General features: G+C 63.2%; 14 protein-coding genes. 9 read left to right on the top strand and 5 right to left on the bottom strand.

Annotated features, from left to right (window positions below; all coding sequences use genetic code 11):
• Positions 1-416: 416 nt before the first annotated feature.
• Complete coding sequence (locus tag JQ558_RS31820) at positions 417-3035, bottom strand: tetratricopeptide repeat protein (protein ID WP_212296258.1); 2619 nt, start codon at positions 3033-3035, stop codon at positions 417-419.
• 83 nt (positions 3036-3118) lie between these two features.
• Positions 3119-3865, bottom strand: coding sequence for a HugZ family protein (locus JQ558_RS31815; RefSeq protein ID WP_212296257.1), 747 nt, complete (start codon positions 3863-3865; stop codon positions 3119-3121).
• Positions 3866-4077: 212 nt separating this feature from the next.
• On the opposite strand from JQ558_RS31815, the gene JQ558_RS31810 reads away from it, so the two are divergent.
• The 5 genes from JQ558_RS31810 (at position 4078) to JQ558_RS31790 (ending at position 8140) form a co-directional block, all read left to right on the top strand.
• Positions 4078-4779: a response regulator transcription factor gene (locus tag JQ558_RS31810; RefSeq protein WP_016843287.1), complete on the top strand. Its 702-nt coding sequence runs from the start codon at positions 4078-4080 to the stop codon at positions 4777-4779.
• A 173-nt stretch (positions 4780-4952) separates the two neighbouring features.
• Positions 4953-6764, top strand: coding sequence for a sensor histidine kinase (locus JQ558_RS31805; RefSeq protein ID WP_212296256.1), 1812 nt, complete (start codon positions 4953-4955; stop codon positions 6762-6764).
• Entirely contained in the window at positions 6761-7282 is a 522-nt protein-coding gene (locus JQ558_RS31800; RefSeq protein ID WP_212296255.1) for an HPr kinase/phosphorylase, read from the top strand. Before JQ558_RS31805 ends, JQ558_RS31800 begins: the two co-directional genes overlap by 4 nt.
• 133 nt (positions 7283-7415) lie before the next feature.
• Positions 7416-7817, top strand: coding sequence for a PTS sugar transporter subunit IIA (locus JQ558_RS31795; protein WP_021076632.1), 402 nt, complete (start codon positions 7416-7418; stop codon positions 7815-7817).
• Complete coding sequence (locus JQ558_RS31790; RefSeq protein WP_212209792.1) at positions 7814-8140, top strand: HPr family phosphocarrier protein; 327 nt, start codon at positions 7814-7816, stop codon at positions 8138-8140. The genes JQ558_RS31795 and JQ558_RS31790 overlap by 4 nt, the downstream gene beginning before the upstream one ends.
• 184 nt (positions 8141-8324) lie before the next feature.
• Here the strand turns inward: JQ558_RS31790 and JQ558_RS31785 are convergent, their stop codons facing one another.
• Both JQ558_RS31785 and JQ558_RS31780 read right to left on the bottom strand, forming a co-directional pair.
• A complete protein-coding gene (locus tag JQ558_RS31785; RefSeq protein ID WP_212209793.1) occupies positions 8325-9122 on the bottom strand; it encodes an SDR family NAD(P)-dependent oxidoreductase in 798 nt (265 codons plus the stop codon).
• Positions 9123-9142: 20 nt separating this feature from the next.
• Positions 9143-10747: a glycosyltransferase family 39 protein gene (locus JQ558_RS31780; RefSeq protein WP_212296254.1), complete on the bottom strand. Its 1605-nt coding sequence runs from the start codon at positions 10745-10747 to the stop codon at positions 9143-9145.
• Between the two features lie 115 nt (positions 10748-10862).
• Here JQ558_RS31780 and lepA point away from each other — a divergent pair, with 115 nt between their 5' ends.
• The 4 genes from lepA (at position 10863) to JQ558_RS31760 (ending at position 15829) form a co-directional block, all read left to right on the top strand.
• Entirely contained in the window at positions 10863-12674 is a 1812-nt protein-coding gene (gene lepA / locus JQ558_RS31775; protein WP_212209795.1) for a translation elongation factor 4, read from the top strand.
• Positions 12675-12845: 171 nt separating this feature from the next.
• Positions 12846-14093 (top strand): MFS transporter, encoded by a 1248-nt coding sequence (locus tag JQ558_RS31770; RefSeq protein WP_212209796.1) that lies wholly within the window; start codon positions 12846-12848, stop codon positions 14091-14093.
• Positions 14094-14183: 90 nt separating this feature from the next.
• Entirely contained in the window at positions 14184-15356 is a 1173-nt protein-coding gene (locus JQ558_RS31765) for an acyl-CoA dehydrogenase family protein (protein WP_212277062.1), read from the top strand.
• A 17-nt stretch (positions 15357-15373) separates the two neighbouring features.
• On the top strand, positions 15374-15829 hold the full coding sequence (locus JQ558_RS31760) for a DUF1801 domain-containing protein (RefSeq protein WP_212277064.1): 456 nt from the start codon (positions 15374-15376) through the stop codon (positions 15827-15829).
• A 1963-nt stretch (positions 15830-17792) separates the two neighbouring features.
• Here the strand turns inward: JQ558_RS31760 and JQ558_RS31755 are convergent.
• Positions 17793-17942, bottom strand: coding sequence for a hypothetical protein (locus JQ558_RS31755; RefSeq protein ID WP_212208237.1), 150 nt, complete (start codon positions 17940-17942; stop codon positions 17793-17795).
• Between the last annotated feature and the right edge of the window lie 416 nt (positions 17943-18358).

Here is an 18358-nt window from a genome sequence, read left to right as displayed (position 1 = left end):
CACGGCTTCGCCTGACGACAGCGAATATTGGTAGAGCTGCGGCGCTCCGAGGTTCCAGCGAACCTCTTTGAGTTTCTTTAAACCGAATTTATCGGCGCCAAAGGCACCGTTACGTAGACCCGTCTCTTGCACGAAGAACCTCCTCGAACCCGCGTATCTCGATCGCGCGAATGCCGCTAAACGCGCTTCTGTCGCGGTGACCACTGAATATAGCCTTCCGGCTCCGGTCCGGCGACCTAATACTTGGCAACGCCGTGCTTGCCAAGCCGATCCAACGCGTTTTGGTTTATTCCAGACAAGGCCTTGATCCAGATCAAGCACTTGCTGCGGCGCGGGGGCGAACACGCACGCTCAACGCGCGACCATCAGCCGCGCGATAGCGCTACCATTCAGTTATTGCGTCGCACAATCTGATTTTAGCGGGTCGCACCCTCGCCGATCAGCGCAAACGGCGCCCAGAATGCCGGATAGGCATTTCGGAGCGAGGAAGCATCGTTGAGATAGGCCAGCATTGACTGGCGCAGCGCCTCGGCCCGGCCAAGCTTCGGGTCGGCCTTGAGCCGGTCGAACGTCGATGTCGTCAACCGCGTGGCGGCCGCGGAATCCACTGCCCAGTGCGACGCCAGCAATGCACGCGCGCCGGCATAGAAGAACGATCGCGCCAATCCCGAAAGCGCTTCGGCGCCAGGCTTGTCGCCGGCGATCGTGTTGCAGGCTGACAGCACCACCCAATCGGCGTTGAGTTTCAGCTGCGCCACTTCGCTCGACGTGAGCAGGCCGTCGTCGAGTTCGGACGGCTGCTTCGGAATGCTCAGCACCAGCGAGGGCTCAGCGATCCCCTTCACGTCACCGGCGACGAGGCCGTGGGTGGCGAAATAGACGATGCTGTAATCGGCGAGCCGGGCACGCTTGACCGTGGTTTCGCTGGCATTCTCGCCGAGATGAATATCGCTTTCGGAAACGCCGAGATCCTTTGCGACCGCATTGAGTTCGTCGGCGGTGTCAGGCAATTGCGACAGCACGCGAGAGAGCCGCGCGCGATCGACGCCGGCGCCTTGCCAGAAGTCGGTATAGGCGACGTTGGTGACGCCGCGCGCCGCGGACTTGATCGCCGCCGGCTTGGCTGCGCCGCGCTTGTCGCCGCTGCTATCCTGCAACGGATTGAACAGCGGATCGCCGAAACCGGTCATCGGTTTGGTGGTTTGATCCCTGCGGGCAATCGCCCGCAGCGTCTTCAGGCTTGCGACCGACGGCAACACCGACACCGCGTGACGCTTGAGCAGCCAGGCGGCATCGCGGTAACCGTCGAGTTTTTCCGGGATCGCGGCCGGCGGCTTCTCCGTCACCAGCAAATGAAACGGCAGCGCCGTCAACGCGCCTGTCGGAACAATCAAAAGGCTGCGCTTGCCCTTTAGCCGCGTCTCGACGCGTCCCAGCAGGTGGTTGTACATCCAGTGGGAGAATTCGAGATTGAACAGCGTGGATTTGCCGGACGCATCGCCGGCATTGGCGATATCCAGTCCACGGCGGAAATCCGCGACCAATTTGTACATCTCTTCCGAGCCACGCCCGATCGGGGACCAGTCAAAACCCTCGCGCGTGATCGCAATGGCGTAGCTGTCCTTCACCGTGGCCGTGAGCAGCACCATCGCCTCGTCGCCTGACAGCAACGACTGGATCTCCTTCACCGTCATCGGCAGCGGATTAGACAGCGCGGCGTAATCTGGAAACTCAGCAGACAAGGTCTTTTGCAGTGACGGCCGTTCGCTCGAAATGGCGGCGAGCCGGGCCTTGCTCCGCTGCTCGGCCGCAAGGTCGCGCTTCGATCGCTCTTTCGAGACCGCCGCCACCAGCGCCCTGTCCAACGCCTCCGCTTCCGCGGCGAGATCCTGGTCCCGGCGCACCAGTTCGGCGAGCCGATCGTTGCCGGCGGCGAGCCGCACCGCCAGCTTGTTGACGGCCGATGCCGCCGACGACTGCGTGCCGCGCTGGATCGCATTGAGCATCGCATCGAGCGCTTGATCGGTCGGTATCAGTTTGTTGCGCTCGGCATCCGCCAGCACCGAAAGGACGGCATAGAGTTCGCCGCGCCCGCTTGCGACCAGCCGCAATGCCAGCGGCAACGCCTTTTCCGGATAACCTGTATTCGCCTGGAAGAGCGCCAGATTGTTCAGGGATCTGGCGGTATCGGGATGATCGGGACCGACCGCGCGTTCACGGATTGCCAGCGCCCGCTCGAAAAGCCGCTCGGCCTCGCGGACGCGGTCCGTCGGCCCATCGTAGAGCTCCGCCAGATTGTTCAGCGAACGTGCCACGTCGGGATGATCGGGGCCGAGCACCTTCTCGCGGATCGCCAGCGAGCGCTTGATCAGCGGCTCCGCTTTGGCAAAGTGGCCCTCGACCTTCTCGACCTGGCCGAGATTGTTCAGAAGCGTCGCGACCGCCGGATGTTCAGGACCCGCCGCTTTCTCATAGATTGCCAGCGCGCGCCTGAACAACGGCCGGGAGTCGTCATGGCGGCCCTGCTTCTCGTAATGGGTGCCCAGATTGTTCAGGGACTGCGCGACGTCGGGATGCCCGGATCCCAGCGACCGCTCACGGATCGCCAGCGCCCGCTTGAACAGCGGCTCAGCTTCGGCGTAGCGCTCCTGGCGCTGATAGAGCGCCGCGAGATTGTTTAGCGCGGCAGCGATCTCCGGCGATCCGGCGCCAGTTGTCTTCTCCAGGATCGCGATCGCTCGCCTCGACAGCGGTTCGGCGTCAGCGTCCCTGCCCTGACTGCCATAAAGCTGCGCCAGATTATTCAGCGCGGCTCCGACGTCGCGATGCGCGGGGCCGTATTTCTTCTCCAGGGATTCGACCTGCCCCTGCGCCAGCGCGACAGCTTCGGCATATTTTCCGGCGCGGCTGAGGTCGTTGATTTTGGCGCTGAGCGCCGCGGTCTCGCTTTTTTGCGCCGAGGACGGCGCGCTGAGACACGTGCTTGCGAAAAGCGTGAGCCCTGCAAGCAGGATCACTCGAGTGCGGGAATTCATGATGCGGGCTTAACCTTTGGCCAATTCGCGCGGGAGTGTGGATTAGGTCGCGCGAGCGGCTGCCGCCGTTCAAATTCCGGCGCTCAAGGACTGGCGGGCTCTTTGGCCCGGGCCTCGCCCGCCAGCCGGACTAGCATCTTGCGTAAGGCAGTCCCGTTGGTGACCCGTTCCGGGAAATCCAGCCGCAGCGTGACGCTGCCTGCCTGCATATCCATGCCATCGGGGTCGCAGCCGGTGCAGGCCCAGTCGGCGCTACCTGCCCCGAGCAGGCGCGTGGCGTAGAGGTTCATCGCCTCGCGGTGATCCTCGTTCATGTGTTCCACGGCGCCCTGTTCGGCTTCCAACAGCCCCTCGGCATCGCTGACATCGGTCAGGAACTGCTCGGGGGTCACGTCGATGATCCGGCCAAAGCCGGCGACCAGATGGGCGCCGGTTGGCACGATCCGGAAGAACGAAAAATCCTTAAAATTTACAAAGACTTGCGCGGATGGATGGGCGTTGAGGTAGCGCCGGCACAAGGTTTCGGCCGCCTCGCCCGCGGCCTCCTCGGCCCGGCCTGCCAGCATGATCCTGGCGCCCTCCAGGGGGTCGCCGGCGGCGCGCTCGTCCAGCATCAGCGAGACCCTGTTATCGGCCAGAATATTCTTCGTATGCAGCGCCAGCCGGGAGATCAGCAGGATGGGCGACGCATCAAAATGACAGGCGATGTTGACCAGCGAGCAATAGGGGTCGCCGCTGCCGGCCATCAGGGTTCCCAACGCGCCCTGCCGGCTGCGCCGCAGCAGCGAGCGGGCCAGTTTGGAAGGATTAAAATCAGCGGTCGGTTGCATGGGTTTTCCAGCCATTTTACTGCAAAAAGGGCCTTTTCTCAGGCCTTGAGGGTGCTATATGGGGGCTACGCATCGTTCGCGGAACGTTTTGCGGAACTCGGTCACACTTCAGCCCAGCTTGCATTGCTCGTAGACCGAATACGAAGCTCATTTATACGGCGCATGGCTGAGTTGCCCGCCGTTTAAGCCACTTCTCTTTCGAAAGCAGGCTCATGCCCACAATCGCCTTGGTCGATGACGACCGCAACATTCTCACTTCCGTCTCGATCGCGCTCGAAGCCGAAGGCTATCGCATCATGACCTATACGGATGGTGCGTCGGCGCTCGATGGTTTCCGCACCTCGCCGCCGGACCTTGCGATCCTCGACATCAAGATGCCGCGCATGGACGGTATGGAGACGCTGCGGCGGCTGCGGCAGAAGTCCGATCTGCCGGTCATCTTCCTCACCTCCAAGGATGAAGAGATCGACGAATTATTCGGCCTCAAGATGGGCGCCGACGATTTCATCCGCAAGCCGTTCTCCCAGCGCCTGCTGGTCGAGCGCGTCAAGGCCGTGCTGCGCAGGGGACAGCCCAAGGATCCGACCGCCGCACCGAAGGAGCCGGATGCGCGTGCGCTCGACCGCGGCCTGCTGCGAATGGATCCGGAGCGTCACACCTGCACCTGGAAGAACGAGCCGGTGACGCTGACGGTGACCGAGTTCCTGATCCTGCAGGCCTTGGCGACGCGGCCCGGTGTGGTGAAAAGCCGCAACGCGCTGATGGACGCGGCCTATGACGATCAGGTCTATGTCGACGACCGCACCATCGACAGCCACATCAAACGGCTGCGCAAGAAGTTCAAGGTGGTGGACGACGATTTCGAGATGATCGAGACGCTTTACGGCGTCGGCTATCGCTTCAAGGAAGCCTGATCTGCACTTTTGGTCTTTTTTGTTTGAGCATGATCTTTTCGGAAAACCGGTGTCCACTTTTCCGGATCATGCTCAAGCGGCTCGTTAACTGACGCCTTGGCGCGTCTGGGGTAGGATTGAGCGCGCGAGCAGCGCTTTGCAGGGACAGTCGAGACAACCGGCAGTTTTAGCCATTGCTAGATCGAACGCAGCCTGATCGAGGCCGGAACAACGAGGACGCATCTGCGTCCCTCGATCGGGATTACGTTGCCGACGACAAGGCGCAGAGCCAGGGCTGGTGGCGGCCGCTGGGCTGGCTCCGTCGCGCCGGGCAATTCTTCTTTGCACTCTCTTTCTCCAGTCTCACCCGCCGCATCGTCTCGCTCAACCTGGCGGGCCTCGTCGCGCTGGTGGCGAGCATCCTCTATCTGTCGCAGTTCCGCGCCGGCCTGATCGAGGCGCGCGCACAGAGCTTGCTGGTGTATGCCGAGATCATCTCCGAAGCGGTCGCGACCTCGGCCACCGTCGAGGGCGGCACCATCACCGTCGATCCCGACCGCCTGCTCGATCTGAAGCCCGGAGAAAGCTATGGCATCCCGGACGAGTATTCCGACTTTCCGATCAACCCGGAGCGCGTCGCGCCGGTGTTGCGCCGTCTGATCGCGCCGACCAAGACGCGCGCACGTATTTTCGACCGAGAAGGCGGGCTTATCCTGGACAGCCGCAATCTGTTTGCCCGCGGCGACGTGCTGCGGTTCGAATTGCCACCACCGTCGGCCGACAAGCCCAATATCGCCGAGCGGACGCTGACCGCGATCCGTACCTGGTTCAATCGCGGCGATCTGCCGATCTATCGCGAACTCGGCCCCGAGGGCGGCAAAGGCTATCAGGAAGTCGCGCAATCGCTGGGCGGCCAGAAGAGCAGCATGGTCCGCGTCAATGAGCGCGGCGCGGTCATCGTGTCGGTGGCGGTGCCGGTGCAGCACTTCCGCGCGGTGCGTGGCGCGCTGATGCTCACGACCCAGGGCGACGACATCGACCAGATGGTCGGCGCCGAGCGCTGGGCGATCCTGAAAATCGGCGGCGTCGCCTCCGCCGTCATGATCGTATTGTCGCTGCTGCTGGCGAGCACGATCGCCGGTCCAGTGCGGCGACTGGCCGACGGCGCCGAGCGCGTTCGCCGCCGCATCCAGACCCGTGTCGAAATTCCCGACTTCACCCGCCGCCGCGACGAGATCGGCCATCTCTCCGGCGCGCTGCGCGACATGACCAACGCGCTCTACAGCCGCATCGAGGCGATCGAGATGTTCGCCGCCGACGTCGCCCATGAACTGAAGAACCCGCTGACCTCGCTGCGCTCGGCGGTGGAAACGCTGCCGCTGGCGCGCAACGAAAACAGCCGCGCGCGGCTGCTCGCCGTCATCGAACACGACGTCAGGCGGCTCGACCGGCTGATCTCAGACATCTCCGACGCCAGCCGCCTCGATGCCGAACTGCAGCGGCAGGATATGGCCCCGGTCGATTTCAGGCGCTTGCTGACGACGCTGACCTCGGTCGCCAATGAAACCAAGCTCGGCCACGACGTCTCCGTCGAGGCGCGCTTCGAGGGCCGCAGCCCGACCGATACCTTCTCGGTTCCCGGCCATGATTCGCGGCTCGGCCAGGTGATCTCCAACCTGCTGTCGAACGCTCAATCGTTCTCCCACGCCGGCGGCAAGGTGCGCATCGTCTGCCGCCGCGTGCGTTCGGAAATCGAAATCGTGGTCGACGACGACGGCCCGGGCATCGGCGAGGATGCGCTCGAACGCATCTTCGAGCGCTTTTACACCGACCGGCCGCATCAGGGTTTTGGCCAGAATTCTGGCCTCGGCCTGTCGATCTCCAAGCAGATCATCGAGGCCCATGGCGGGCGCATCTGGGCGGAAAACCGGTCCGGTCCGGCCGACGCCGACGGCAACCCGACGGTATCGGGCGCGCGCTTCGTGGTCAGGCTGCCGACGCCATGACTGAGAATGCCAGCGTGCACGCCTCCGCGGTGCTGGTTGGCGACCGCGCCGTCCTGATCCGCGGGCCCTCGGGTTCCGGCAAGTCACGGCTGGCCTTCGACCTGATTATGGCCGGCCGTACCGGCCAGGTTCCACCGGCCGTTTTGGTGGGCGATGACCGTGTCCATCTGGGCACACTGGCCGGAGAATTGTGGGTCCGCTCGGCGGCCGAACTGGCCGGCCTGATCGAAATCCGCGGCCTCGGGATTCGTCGCTGTGATTGCATCAGCGAGGCGGTAGTCGGCCTGGTTGTTGATCTCGCGGCTGATGATGCGGAACGGCTGCCGCCGCCGGAAGCCCTCGTAGTCAGTCTTAATGGTGTTTCAATACCGAGAATCCCTGTCGGAAGCGGCTTTCAGCCTCTTCCGCTGGTTGTCGCCGCGCTGACGACAACTGAAAGTTCACCTTCCGGTAATAATACGGCCGATTGTGTGAAGGGGTTTGGTAACCATATAAGCCCCACTATCGCGACCGAATAAGACCGGCGCAGGCTCCCCTCTCTGCCACCAAGTTTCCGGGAGAATAGCCAAGATGCCCTCTTGCGCGGGGCCTCTGGATGGTCAAAGTGGCGCGTTCGTGCGGTGCACCAAAAGCACCCGCGAGGAGTTTCCGATGATTGGTCTAGTGCTTGTGACCCATGGGCGCCTTGCCGACGAGTTCAGGGCGGCGCTCGAACATGTCATGGGTCCGCAGAAACAAATTGAAGCGATTACGATCGGGGCCGAGGACGACTCCGATTTGTGTCGAAGCGACATTATCGAAGCGGTGAATCGCGTCGACAGTGGCGATGGAGTTGCTATCCTTACCGACATGTTCGGTGGCACCCCCTCCAACCTTGCGATCTCCTGCATGAGCCGCCCCAAGGTGGAAGTACTCGCAGGTATCAACCTTCCCATGCTGGTGAAGCTTGCCAAGGTGCGCGAAGAGCGCTCGCTTCCGGACGCCATCGCGATGGCCCAGGAAGCCGGTCGCAAATACGTCACCATCGCCAGCCGCGTGCTTGCCGGCAAATGAGCGACGAGGCCGCGCCCGGAAACGACGTCGGGCCGAGCGTGCCTTCAGGCGCCATTTCCCGCGAACTTCTCATCATCAACAAACGCGGACTGCACGCGCGCGCGTCGGCCAAATTCGTCCAGATGGTCGAGCGTTTCAACGCCGAGGTCTGGGTGACGCGCGGCAATGAGACCGTCGGCGGCACCTCGATCATGGGATTGATGATGCTGGCCGCAGGCCCCGGCACCACGGTGACGGTTTCCGCCACCGGCCCAGAGGCGCAGGCCGCGGTCGATGCGATCGCGGGTCTTGTCGCCGACAAGTTCAACGAAGAAGGCGTGTGAGGCACCAGCGCCTCTTTGTCACCTCGCCCCGCTTGCGGGAGAGGTCGGATCGCACTTGCGATCCGGGTGAGGGGGTACAGGTCCAACCGCAACATCGAGCTTGCGGATAGAGCCCCTCACCCCAACCCTCTAAGAGCGAGCATAGCTCGTCTCGACCCCGCAAGAGCGGGGCGAGGGAGTCTCGTCAAAACGGATTGGTGACGATGCCGCCGTCGGCGCGCAACGCGGCGCCGTTGGTGGCGCTGGAGGCTTTCGAGCAGACGTAGCAGATCAGATTGGCGATCTCCTCGGGCTCGGCGTAGCGCTGCAACAGCGAGGCCGGCCGCCGTTCGCTGAAGGTGCGCGCGACGAGGTCGTCGACGGTCGTTCCCATGCCCTTGGCACGCGCGGCCAGCCGCACCGGCGCCATCTCGACCCAGGTCGGCCCCGGCATGACCGAATTGACGGTCACGTTGGTCGCCTTGGTGAGTTCGGCGGCGCCGCGCGCCACCACGAGCTGGGCGGCCTTGGAGAAGCCGTAGTGAACCATCTCCTTGGGAATGAAGACGCCGGATTCGCTGGAGACGAACACGACGCGGCCCCAGTCCTTGTTATCAAGCATCCGCTTCAGATAATGCCGGGTGAGACGCACGCCGCTCATGACGTTGACTTCGAACATCCTCGTCCAGTCGGAATCCTCGATATCGAAGAATCCCTTCGGCTCGTAGATACCGAGATTGTTGACGAGGATGTCGACCTCGGGGAACTGCGCCGTAAGCGCGGCGCAGCCTTCGGCGCCCCCGAGATCGACCGCCGCCGAGTGCACCTCGGCCGCAGGCGCGGCTTGCCGAACCTTTGACATGGCTTCGGTGACGGCGGCTTGCTCTCTTCCGTTGACGATGACTTCCGCACCCATCCGCGCAAGCCCGATGGCGGTTGCGAGACCGATGCCGCGCGTCGAGCCGGTGACCAGCGCGGTCTTTCCAGTCAAATCGAGATTCATGCGTTTCCCCAATTCCCTTTTTATTTCTTTTCCGGCGGCACCACTATCACGTTCCAGATCGTGGCAGGGCCCGGGCCCCCTGAGAAAAACCTTCGCGTCGTGATCACCATGCGCTCGCCATTGGCGGCATGGTCCTTCATCCATGCCTCGCATCTTTCGAACTTCCAGTCGCCGGTCTCGCAGATCCCGATGAAGCCGGATCGCTTGGCCTCCTCGAGCGAGGTCAGGCCCGACGACCACGGCTCGTACGGCGTCAGGACCGCCGGATGATCGACGCTGTAGAAGGTGACGGGATGGCCGATATCGCTGTAGGCGGCCACCACGGGCAAGGCTGAGAAAAACCGCCGGTGCCAGACCTCGGTAAGCTCGCGCGCAAGTTCGGAGCGCGCCCGGTAGCTGGCGCCTTCGTTGCGATGCTGGCCGGCATCGTAGGCAGCGATCTGCGGCGATACGACCAACACCGCCAGCGTCAGCACCAGCCAGGTCGCGGTCAGCCGAAACAGCGCCAGCTGCCGCACGCGCAGCGCCGGGATCGCGATCAGCGCCAGCGGTACCAGGAAGAACAGCGGGATGCCCCAATCGGTCTTGATGTAGACCTGGAACAGCACCGCGCCGAGCGGCGGCCCGATCGCCACCACCGCCTGGATCAGCCAGACATTGAGCGCCTGTGCGCGGTTGACGCTGACATTCGCACCGCGCGACCAGAACGCAAAAGACGGCTTGCGCCAGCGCGACGGCCACGCCAGCGCTACTCCCGCCAGCACCACCGGCAACGCCAGCAGCGCGAGATTATGGCCGACATAACCGAGCGCCAGGTTATCGATCATGCGGCGGTCGGTGAGCGAATAGATTTCGCCGGCATAGGTGAACGGGACGAAGTTCACGTCCCTGAGCCAGAGGAAGTGGGGGAACATCGCGACGACGAGCACGAAGATGGCCACCCACGGCGCCGGCGAGCGCAGGAATTGCAGGCGCTGCGGGTGGATCAGCGCGGCGAGGCCGATGGCGCCGATCATGGTCAGCGCCCAGTATTTGGTCATCAGCGCCAGCGCACCGGCGATCCCAAGCAACCATCCGGATTTCACGCTGCGCTTCTCGAATGCGTCGAGATAGGCCAGCACGAGAAGCGGCAGCGTCACCAGCTGCAGCAGGTCCGGATTGTACTTGAAGCCCTTGAAGTTGAAGATCGGATAGAGCGCGAGCATCACCACGACGAGGAAGGCGCGGCGGTGATTGACCACGCGCAGCGCCAGCAGCCAGCAGATCACGAGCCCGCAGCCCAGCGTCGCCATCGCCAGTGCGTAGGTCGCCCAATCGGTGACCGGGAACAGCCTGAACCAGGCGCCCGCGACCCATCCCGACAGCGGCGGATGCTTGCCATAGCCGAGCAGGAACTTCTGGCCCCAGCCGAACGCCTCGGCGACGTCCATATGGATGTCCTGGCCGGTCTTCAGATTGACCAGGATCAGCGTCCAGAGCGCGGCATGGACCACGGCAAAGCCGCTCACCAGCCACAAAGCGCCCTTGGGATCGCTGGCGCGCGCGGCCAGCCATGCCGCCAGCCGCCGGACGGACCATCTGCGCCTGGAACGCGCGGCGGCGGGTAAAATTGATGCAGTCGACATGGACCCGTGCGTAGCGCGTTTTTGGCGCGCGTGGAATCGGCTTGGCGTGAAGAATGCCCCTTAAAATACAGCAATATGGTTGCCGCACGGGGATGTGAATGCTATCCCGCGCCCCATGACAACTGCCCCGATTTCCAACATCCGCAACTTCTCCATCGTCGCCCATATCGACCATGGTAAATCGACGCTGGCCGACCGCCTGATCCAGACCACCGGCGGGCTGACCGATCGCGAAATGGCGGGCAAGGAGCAGGTGCTCGATTCCATGGATATCGAGCGCGAGCGCGGCATCACCATCAAGGCGCAGACGGTCCGGCTGAAATACCATGCCAAGGACGGCAAGGATTACATCTTCAACTTGATGGACACGCCGGGCCATGTCGACTTCGCCTACGAAGTCTCGCGCTCGCTGGCGGCCTGTGAAGGATCGCTGCTGGTGGTCGACGCCAGCCAGGGCGTCGAGGCGCAGACGCTCGCCAACGTCTACCACGCGCTCGACGCGGGTCATGAGATCGTGCCGGTGCTCAACAAGGTCGACCTGCCCGCGGCCGAACCCGAAAAGGTCAGGCAGCAGATCGAGGACGTGATCGGCATCAGCGCCGCCGACGCGGTGATGATCTCGGCCAAGACCGGGCTTGGCATTCCCGACGTGCTGGAAGCCATCGTCACCCGCCTGCCGCCGCCGAAGGGCGACCGCGAGGCGACGCTGAAGGCGCTGCTGGTGGACAGCTGGTACGACGTCTATCTCGGCGTCGTCGTCCTCATTCGTGTCGTCGACGGCACGATGAGGAAGGGCAGCCGCATCCGCATGATGGGCACCAATGCCGCCTATGACGTCGAGCGCGTCGGCTTCTTCACCCCGAAGATGACGCAGGTCGACGAACTCGGCCCCGGCGAGATCGGCTTCATCACCGCGGCGATCAAGGAAGTCGCCGACACGAGAGTGGGCGACACCATCACCGACGATCGCAAGCCGATCACCGACATGCTGCCGGGCTTCAAGCCGGCGATCCCCGTGGTGTTCTGCGGCCTGTTCCCGGTCGATGCCGACGACTTCGAAACGTTGCGCGCGGCGATGGGCAAGCTGCGCCTCAATGATGCGAGCTTCTCGTTCGAGATGGAAACCTCCGCCGCGCTCGGCTTCGGTTTCCGCTGCGGCTTCCTCGGGCTGCTGCATCTGGAAATCATCCAGGAGCGCCTGCAGCGCGAATTCGATCTCAACCTGATCGCGACCGCGCCGAGCGTGATCTACAAGATGCACCTCACCGATGGGCAGGAGATCGAGATCCACAATCCCGTCGACATGCCCGACGTGGTCAAGATCGCCGAGATCCAGGAGCCGTGGATCGAAGCCACCATCCTGACCCCGGACGAGTATCTCGGCAGCGTCCTGAAACTGTGCCAGGACCGCCGCGGTTCGCAGAAGGAGCTGACATATGTCGGCTCGCGCGCGATGGTGAAATATGATCTGCCGCTCAACGAAGTCGTGTTCGATTTCTACGACCGGCTCAAATCGGTCTCGAAGGGCTACGCCTCGTTCGACTACCATCTCACCGACTACAAGCCCGCCGATCTCGTCAAGATGCAGATCCTCGTCAACAACGAGCCGGTCGACGCATTGTCGATGCTGGTGCATCGCACCCGGGCCGAAGGCCGCGGCCGCGCCATGGTCGAGCGGATGAAGGAACTGATCCCGCCGCACATGTTCCAGATCCCGATCCAGGCCGCGATCGGCGGCAAGGTGATCGCCCGCGAAACCGTCCGCGCGCTGCGCAAGGACGTCACCGCGAAATGCTACGGCGGCGACATCACGCGCAAGCGCAAGCTTCTGGAGAAGCAGAAGGAAGGCAAGAAGAAGATGCGGCAGTTCGGCAAGGTCGACATCCCGCAGGAAGCCTTCATCGCCGCGCTGAAGGTGGATAGCTGAGGCGCGCTTCGCGCACTTTGCCCGCTGGCTCAACGACCTGCGCCGCCCAAACCCTGGCGGTGAGATGCGAAAACCTGTGACCGGCCATTCGTCCGCCGCCTTGCTCTGCCGCGGCGGATAGGTCACCATCGTCCCGCGCACACAAAAAATATTACAAGCGCGAGGAAACGCATGAGCAAGCCCGCCGGTTTCTCCCAGCCCGGCTCCTCCTATGGCTGGGTCGTCGTCGGCGCTGGCGCGCTGATGACCTGTGTCGGCTTCGGCACAATGCTGTCGCTGGCGGTGTTTCTGCAGCCGATTGCGACGGATACCGGCTGGTCGGTCAGCGGCGTCTCGGCGGCGGCGACGATCGATTTCCTTGCCATGGGATTTGCCGCGTTCTTCTGGGGCGCGCTGTCCGACCGGTTCGGCACCCGCATCGTGGTTTTGGCCGGCGCGGTGCTGCTGGGCATCGGCCTGGTCGGCGCGAGCCAGGCTGCGAGCCTCTGGCAATTCCAGTTTTTCTTCGGCGTATTGATCGGGATCGCGGCTGGCAGTTTCTATGCGCCGATGGTCGCGGCGGCGAGCGCCTGGATCGAACATCGCCGCAGCCTCGCGGTGGCGCTGGTGTCGGCCGGCATGGGCGTGTCGCCGCTGACGATTGCACCCTTCGCAAGCTATTTGATCACGGCCTATGACTGGCGCACGGCGATGCTGGTGATCGGCATCGCGTCCTGGGCGCTGTTGATCCCGGCATCGTTCCTGGTGCGTCCGGCGCCGCCGGCCGCAGCACCCGTGAGCGGCGGGCCTGACGTGCCGGAAGTACAATGGACGGTCGGGCAGGCGTTGCGTACCCCGCAATTCATCACGCTGGCATTGGCACATTTCGCCTGCTGCGCGGCGCATTCGGGGCCGATCTTCCACATGGTGAGCTACGCGATGATCTGCGGCATCGCGCCGCTGACCGCCGTCACCGTCTACAGCCTTGCCGGATTCTCCGGACTTGGCGGCCGGCTGCTGCTCGGCGTCATGGCCGATCGCCTCGGCGCCAAGCCGGTACTGGTCGGCGGGCTGTTCGTGCAGGCGATGTCGGTCGCGACCTATCTCGCGGTCGGCCAGCTCGGCGAGTTCTATGCGCTGTCTGTGATCTTCGGACTCGCCTATGGCGGCGTGATGCCGCTCTATGCGGTGCTGGTGCGCGAATATTTCGGCGCGCGCATCATGGGCACGGTGTTCGGCGCGGTCTCCGCCTTTGCGAGCCTCGGCATGGCGCTGGGGCCGTTGGCCGGCGGATGGGTGTTCGACACTTTCCACGCCTATAACTGGCTCTACGTCGGCTCCTTCGCGATCGGCATTACGGCGGTCGCGGTGGCGCTGAGTTTCCCATCGGCGAAGCGGCCATCGCAGCCGTCGCTCGATCTCGGACGCGCCGCAGCCTGAGATGCGTATTCTCCGCCGCCTTGATCGAGGGCGGCGGATGGGCCACCATCGCCCCTCGCGCAAACAAAACAAGACAATGCGAGGAAGCGCATGAACAAGCACCCCGGCCTCGACCTCGTCGAGCGCGCGCGCATGCTGCAGCCATTGATCGCGCGCGACGCCGACGAGATCGAGCGGACGCGGCGGCTGACGCCTGATGTGACCACCGCCCTGATCGAGAACGGGCTTTATCGTTCGTTGCTGCCGCAAAGCCTCGGCGGCGCCGAGTTGCCGCTCGAGATCTTCATGCAGATGCAGGAGGAGATCGCCAAGGCCGATGCCTCCACCGCCTGGTGCCTCGGCCAATGCAGCGTCTGCGCCATGACCGCCGCCTATCTCGATGCCGAGGCCGCCAGCGAGATTTTCAACGTCGCGCCCGGCATCCTCGCCTGGGGCGCGATCAAGCATGAAGTGCAGGTGGTGCCCGGCGGCTACAAGGCCAGCGCGCGCTGGGATTTTGCCAGCGGCTCCCGTCAGGCGAGTTGGCTCGGCGCGCATGTCAGGGTTGTCGAGGCCGACGGCAGTCCGCGGCGCAAGGCGGACGGCTCGCCGGAAATCCGCACGATCCTGTTTCCGGTGGCTGATGCCACGATGTACGACGTCTGGGACGTCATCGGTCTGCGCGGCACCGGCACCGATTCCTACTCCGTCGATAATCTGTTCATCCCGGACAAATTCGCGGCGCTGCGCGACGACCCTGCGGCGCTCCGCGAACATGGCCCGCTCTACAAGCTCTCCACCAACATGGTGTTCAGCATGGGCTTTGCCGCGACCTCGCTCGGCGTCGCGCGCGCGACGCTGGATGCCGCCACCGATCTGGCGCGCGGCAAGACGCCGCAAGGCCTCAAGGCGATGCGCGACAACAACGCCGTGCAGGGCCTGATCGGGCGCACCGAGGCGAGCCTGCGCGCCGCGCGCGCCTATCTCTACACCACCGCCGCTGAAGTCTGGCGCGACCTGGCGCGCGGCGACGCCCTCACCGAGCAGCACCGCATCGCGCTGCGGATCGCCGCGACCTGGACCATTCATCAATCGACATCCGTGGTCGATACCGCCTATCACATGGCCGGCGCCACCGCGGTGTTCAGCGCCAACAAGTTCGAGCGGCGGTTTCGCGACATGCACGCCATCGCGCAGCAAATCCAGGCCCGCGATACCCATTACGAAGATGCCGGCAAGGCGATTCTTTTCGCCAATCTCGACACGCCGCCGACGGCACGCTGAGGAGACTGGTGAGGAAAATGGCCGTGACGAAAGCTGCAAAGAAGCAGCCCACAAAAAACCCGGCTTCCGCCGTCGAAGCCGTCTTCGAGGCCTATCCCAAGCCGGTGCGGACAAAATTGCTGGCGCTGCGCCGGCTGATCTTCGACACCGCAAAATCCACCAAGGGCGTCGGCGCGCTGGAAGAGGCGCTGAAATGGGGGCAGCCGAGCTATCTCACGCCGGAGACCAGAAGCGGCAGCACCATTCGGATCGATCAGGTCAAGCCGGTCCCCGGGCAGTACGCGGTTTACTTCCATTGCCAGACCAATCTGGTCGAGACGTTTCGCGAGCTTTATCCGGAGCTGCGCTATGAAGGAAACCGAGCCATCCTTCTTGGCGCGGAGGATAAGGTGCCCGAAGCCGAGTTGCGTCACTGTGTGGCGCTGGCGCTGACGTATCATTTGGGCAAGCGGAAGGGCGCGGGAGCGAAGTAATCTCCACCGTTATTGCGAGGACGCACAGCGCTCGCTCCGCGCGTCGTCCCGGCCTTGAGCCGGGACCCATACCGCGTGATCTCTCGGTGAAGGCTCGGTAACAGAGACCTTTCGCATAACTTCTTCCTGTGGTTATGGGTCCCGGCTCAAGGCCGGGACGACGGCGGTGTTTGTTGCTGCACCGTGGTCTAAACGCAGTTTCACCTTCTCGCGACGCATGGCGCCCGAGGTTTGCTGGAGACTTCCCGCCCTCTCATCGAGAGGGCGCAGGGAAGACCGGGTGCGCGCTGCACCCGCGGTCCCGTGTGCGGTTAGCACAAAACAAAATGCACACGAGCATACAGGGCAGCGGAGAACACCCGGCCTTCCCTGCGCAATGGCTTTACGGCTTATGCCGTGCTCTCCCCGGAGACGAGTTCTTGGTTGACTCCGTCGCTGCCGGTTCAGCTCACGCTTCTCCGGCAACTTGACGCCTGCAACGGGCGCCAGGACCACACGGTTTTGCCGTACGCTCATCCACGCCGTCGTCTCAGCGTAAACCAGCGTCCACCGCAACCCGCCCAACGTCCGTGACGACGGCCGACGCCCTTCTGAGTAGGACGGGATGGGCAAAGATATACACCTGGTTTTGGTTCTGGTAAACAGAAATATTTTTCATTTCGGGGCTTGACACAACTTCCGTAAATCGGAATTGATTTGCCCGACGGGTCAATTGGACGCAGGAGAGCAATGATTTCGTCATTGCAGCTTCGCGACTGATCGCAGGTGACACGCTAACGGAGAAGAGCGGCACCTGCCGGTAAGGTCATTTGAACAAACGTCGGCCCGCACGGGAGCTCAAACTCTATTCGACCAACACGTTGCCAAGGTAGCACCGCAGCATCGGTATTCTGATCCCGGAAACGCACGCTGCAAGCCTTGCGACCGAGCTGCGCAAACCTTTGCAGAGCATCGCTAGAGCGCGAAGGCCATCAAATCAGCGCTCCCATCACCCGCCCAAGAAGGGCCGGCGCAAGCCGGCAATTCCTGTGAGCCGAAATGCCTTTGTATTCCTCGCAGTGCCAAAGTTGAATCTTTTGAGTGTCCCAATTCGCTTTGGCTGGAACCATTGGATTGCCAGAGCGTCGTTTTGAAGCTTCCAGCCAGAAGGCGCCCCCCGACTGCTGGAGGAAAACCCGTATCGTTCGGGTTGGCGGCCCCTCGGTTGGGGCCGTTTGAAAATTCCGAGTTAAGCAGTGAGACCTCCTCAGAATAGCCCGGCCTTTGAGCCGGGCTTTTTGTGGCCTACCGCGGCCAGCGCTGACCGATCGCTCCTTCGCTGGAACCATCTGCCCGGTTAAGGGCTTTCCTCCCGGCAGCGGCCAACGGAGATAAAGGATGGCGGTCAACAAACCGAAGGGCGACAATGCGCGCAAGGGCGCGGTGAAGAAACGCACCCAGCTGTAAGACGAAGCTCGGCGGCGCCAGCGCCTGGACCAGGCGCAACAAGAAGAGCGGCGAGTTCATGGCCGTCAGGAAGACCAAGGCCGCGAAAAAGTTCAAGGACGTGCGGCGGGAGAGGTGAGGCGGTCAGATACTTCCGATCGCCCCCAGACCAGCCTGGCGATTGCAGCCGACAAACGATCCAAACAGCCCGACCACGCCGAACAGGAAAGGCCTGGCAGGTCTTGTCGTCTTCCATCTGATGCAAGCCGCAATGGCTGGGGTCGAACATCACGATGCTGCAGCCTCGTTCTTTCGGGACGCACCGACCTAATTTGCGCTGATGACGGGCCGCGACGATTACAAGGCGAAGACGGCAGAGGCTCAGCGAGAAGCGGATCGCGCACCTAGCGAGGTCGAACGAACCGCTTGGCTGCGGGTGGTTCAGGGGTGGCTCGGGAAAAAACAAACCGCTCCGATGACGCCGAGAAGTAAGTTTGCTGAAAACGGGCACGGAATTTCGGGAACAAGTGACAATCATTCAATTCGGCGAATGAAGCTCTTCAGACGCAAGCCATTCATCGACCTGGGGCGGTGTTTCTAGGTCCTCGGCACGCTTCAATTCAGCAAGGCGGAACAGGCCAAGCACTACGATTGTCGGGATCGAAACGGCTGCGGTCACCAGCGCCATTAGCTCCAACATGATGCCACCCGATCTTGGCTGTCCCTCTGATAAAGAGCGGCGGGGCCTAGGCTGATTCCAAGGCCGGGCCTACTATCCAGGCGATAACGGCCCATGCTCCGTGTTCGTTCCCATGTGGGAACCAATTTGCGCCACCATCCTCGCGTCGGAGGAATTAGCGCCGACTTGCCAATGCATTGAGTTGTCTCGGCCGACCGGAACAAGTGGCAACTGCTCCGAGTTACAATCCCCGTTTAATGGAATTTAGACGGTGGGGCCGTTTTTTTACGCCCGCCAGGCCGCGAGGTAGTCCGAACTAGTTCGGGAAGATCAATCAAGTTGCAGTAATTTGGCTGACCCGTTAGCAGCCGCCGTTGCCGGCGGTTGGGGCGGCCTCCAGTGCAGCGCCAGTCGCGCTGGGGCCG

It is taken from the genome of Bradyrhizobium sp. AUGA SZCCT0160, assembly GCF_018130105.1.
Lineage (GTDB): Bacteria > Pseudomonadota > Alphaproteobacteria > Rhizobiales > Xanthobacteraceae > Bradyrhizobium.
The sequence above is the reverse complement of the archived record's forward strand: the minus strand, read 5'-3'. Positions and strand labels throughout refer to the sequence as shown.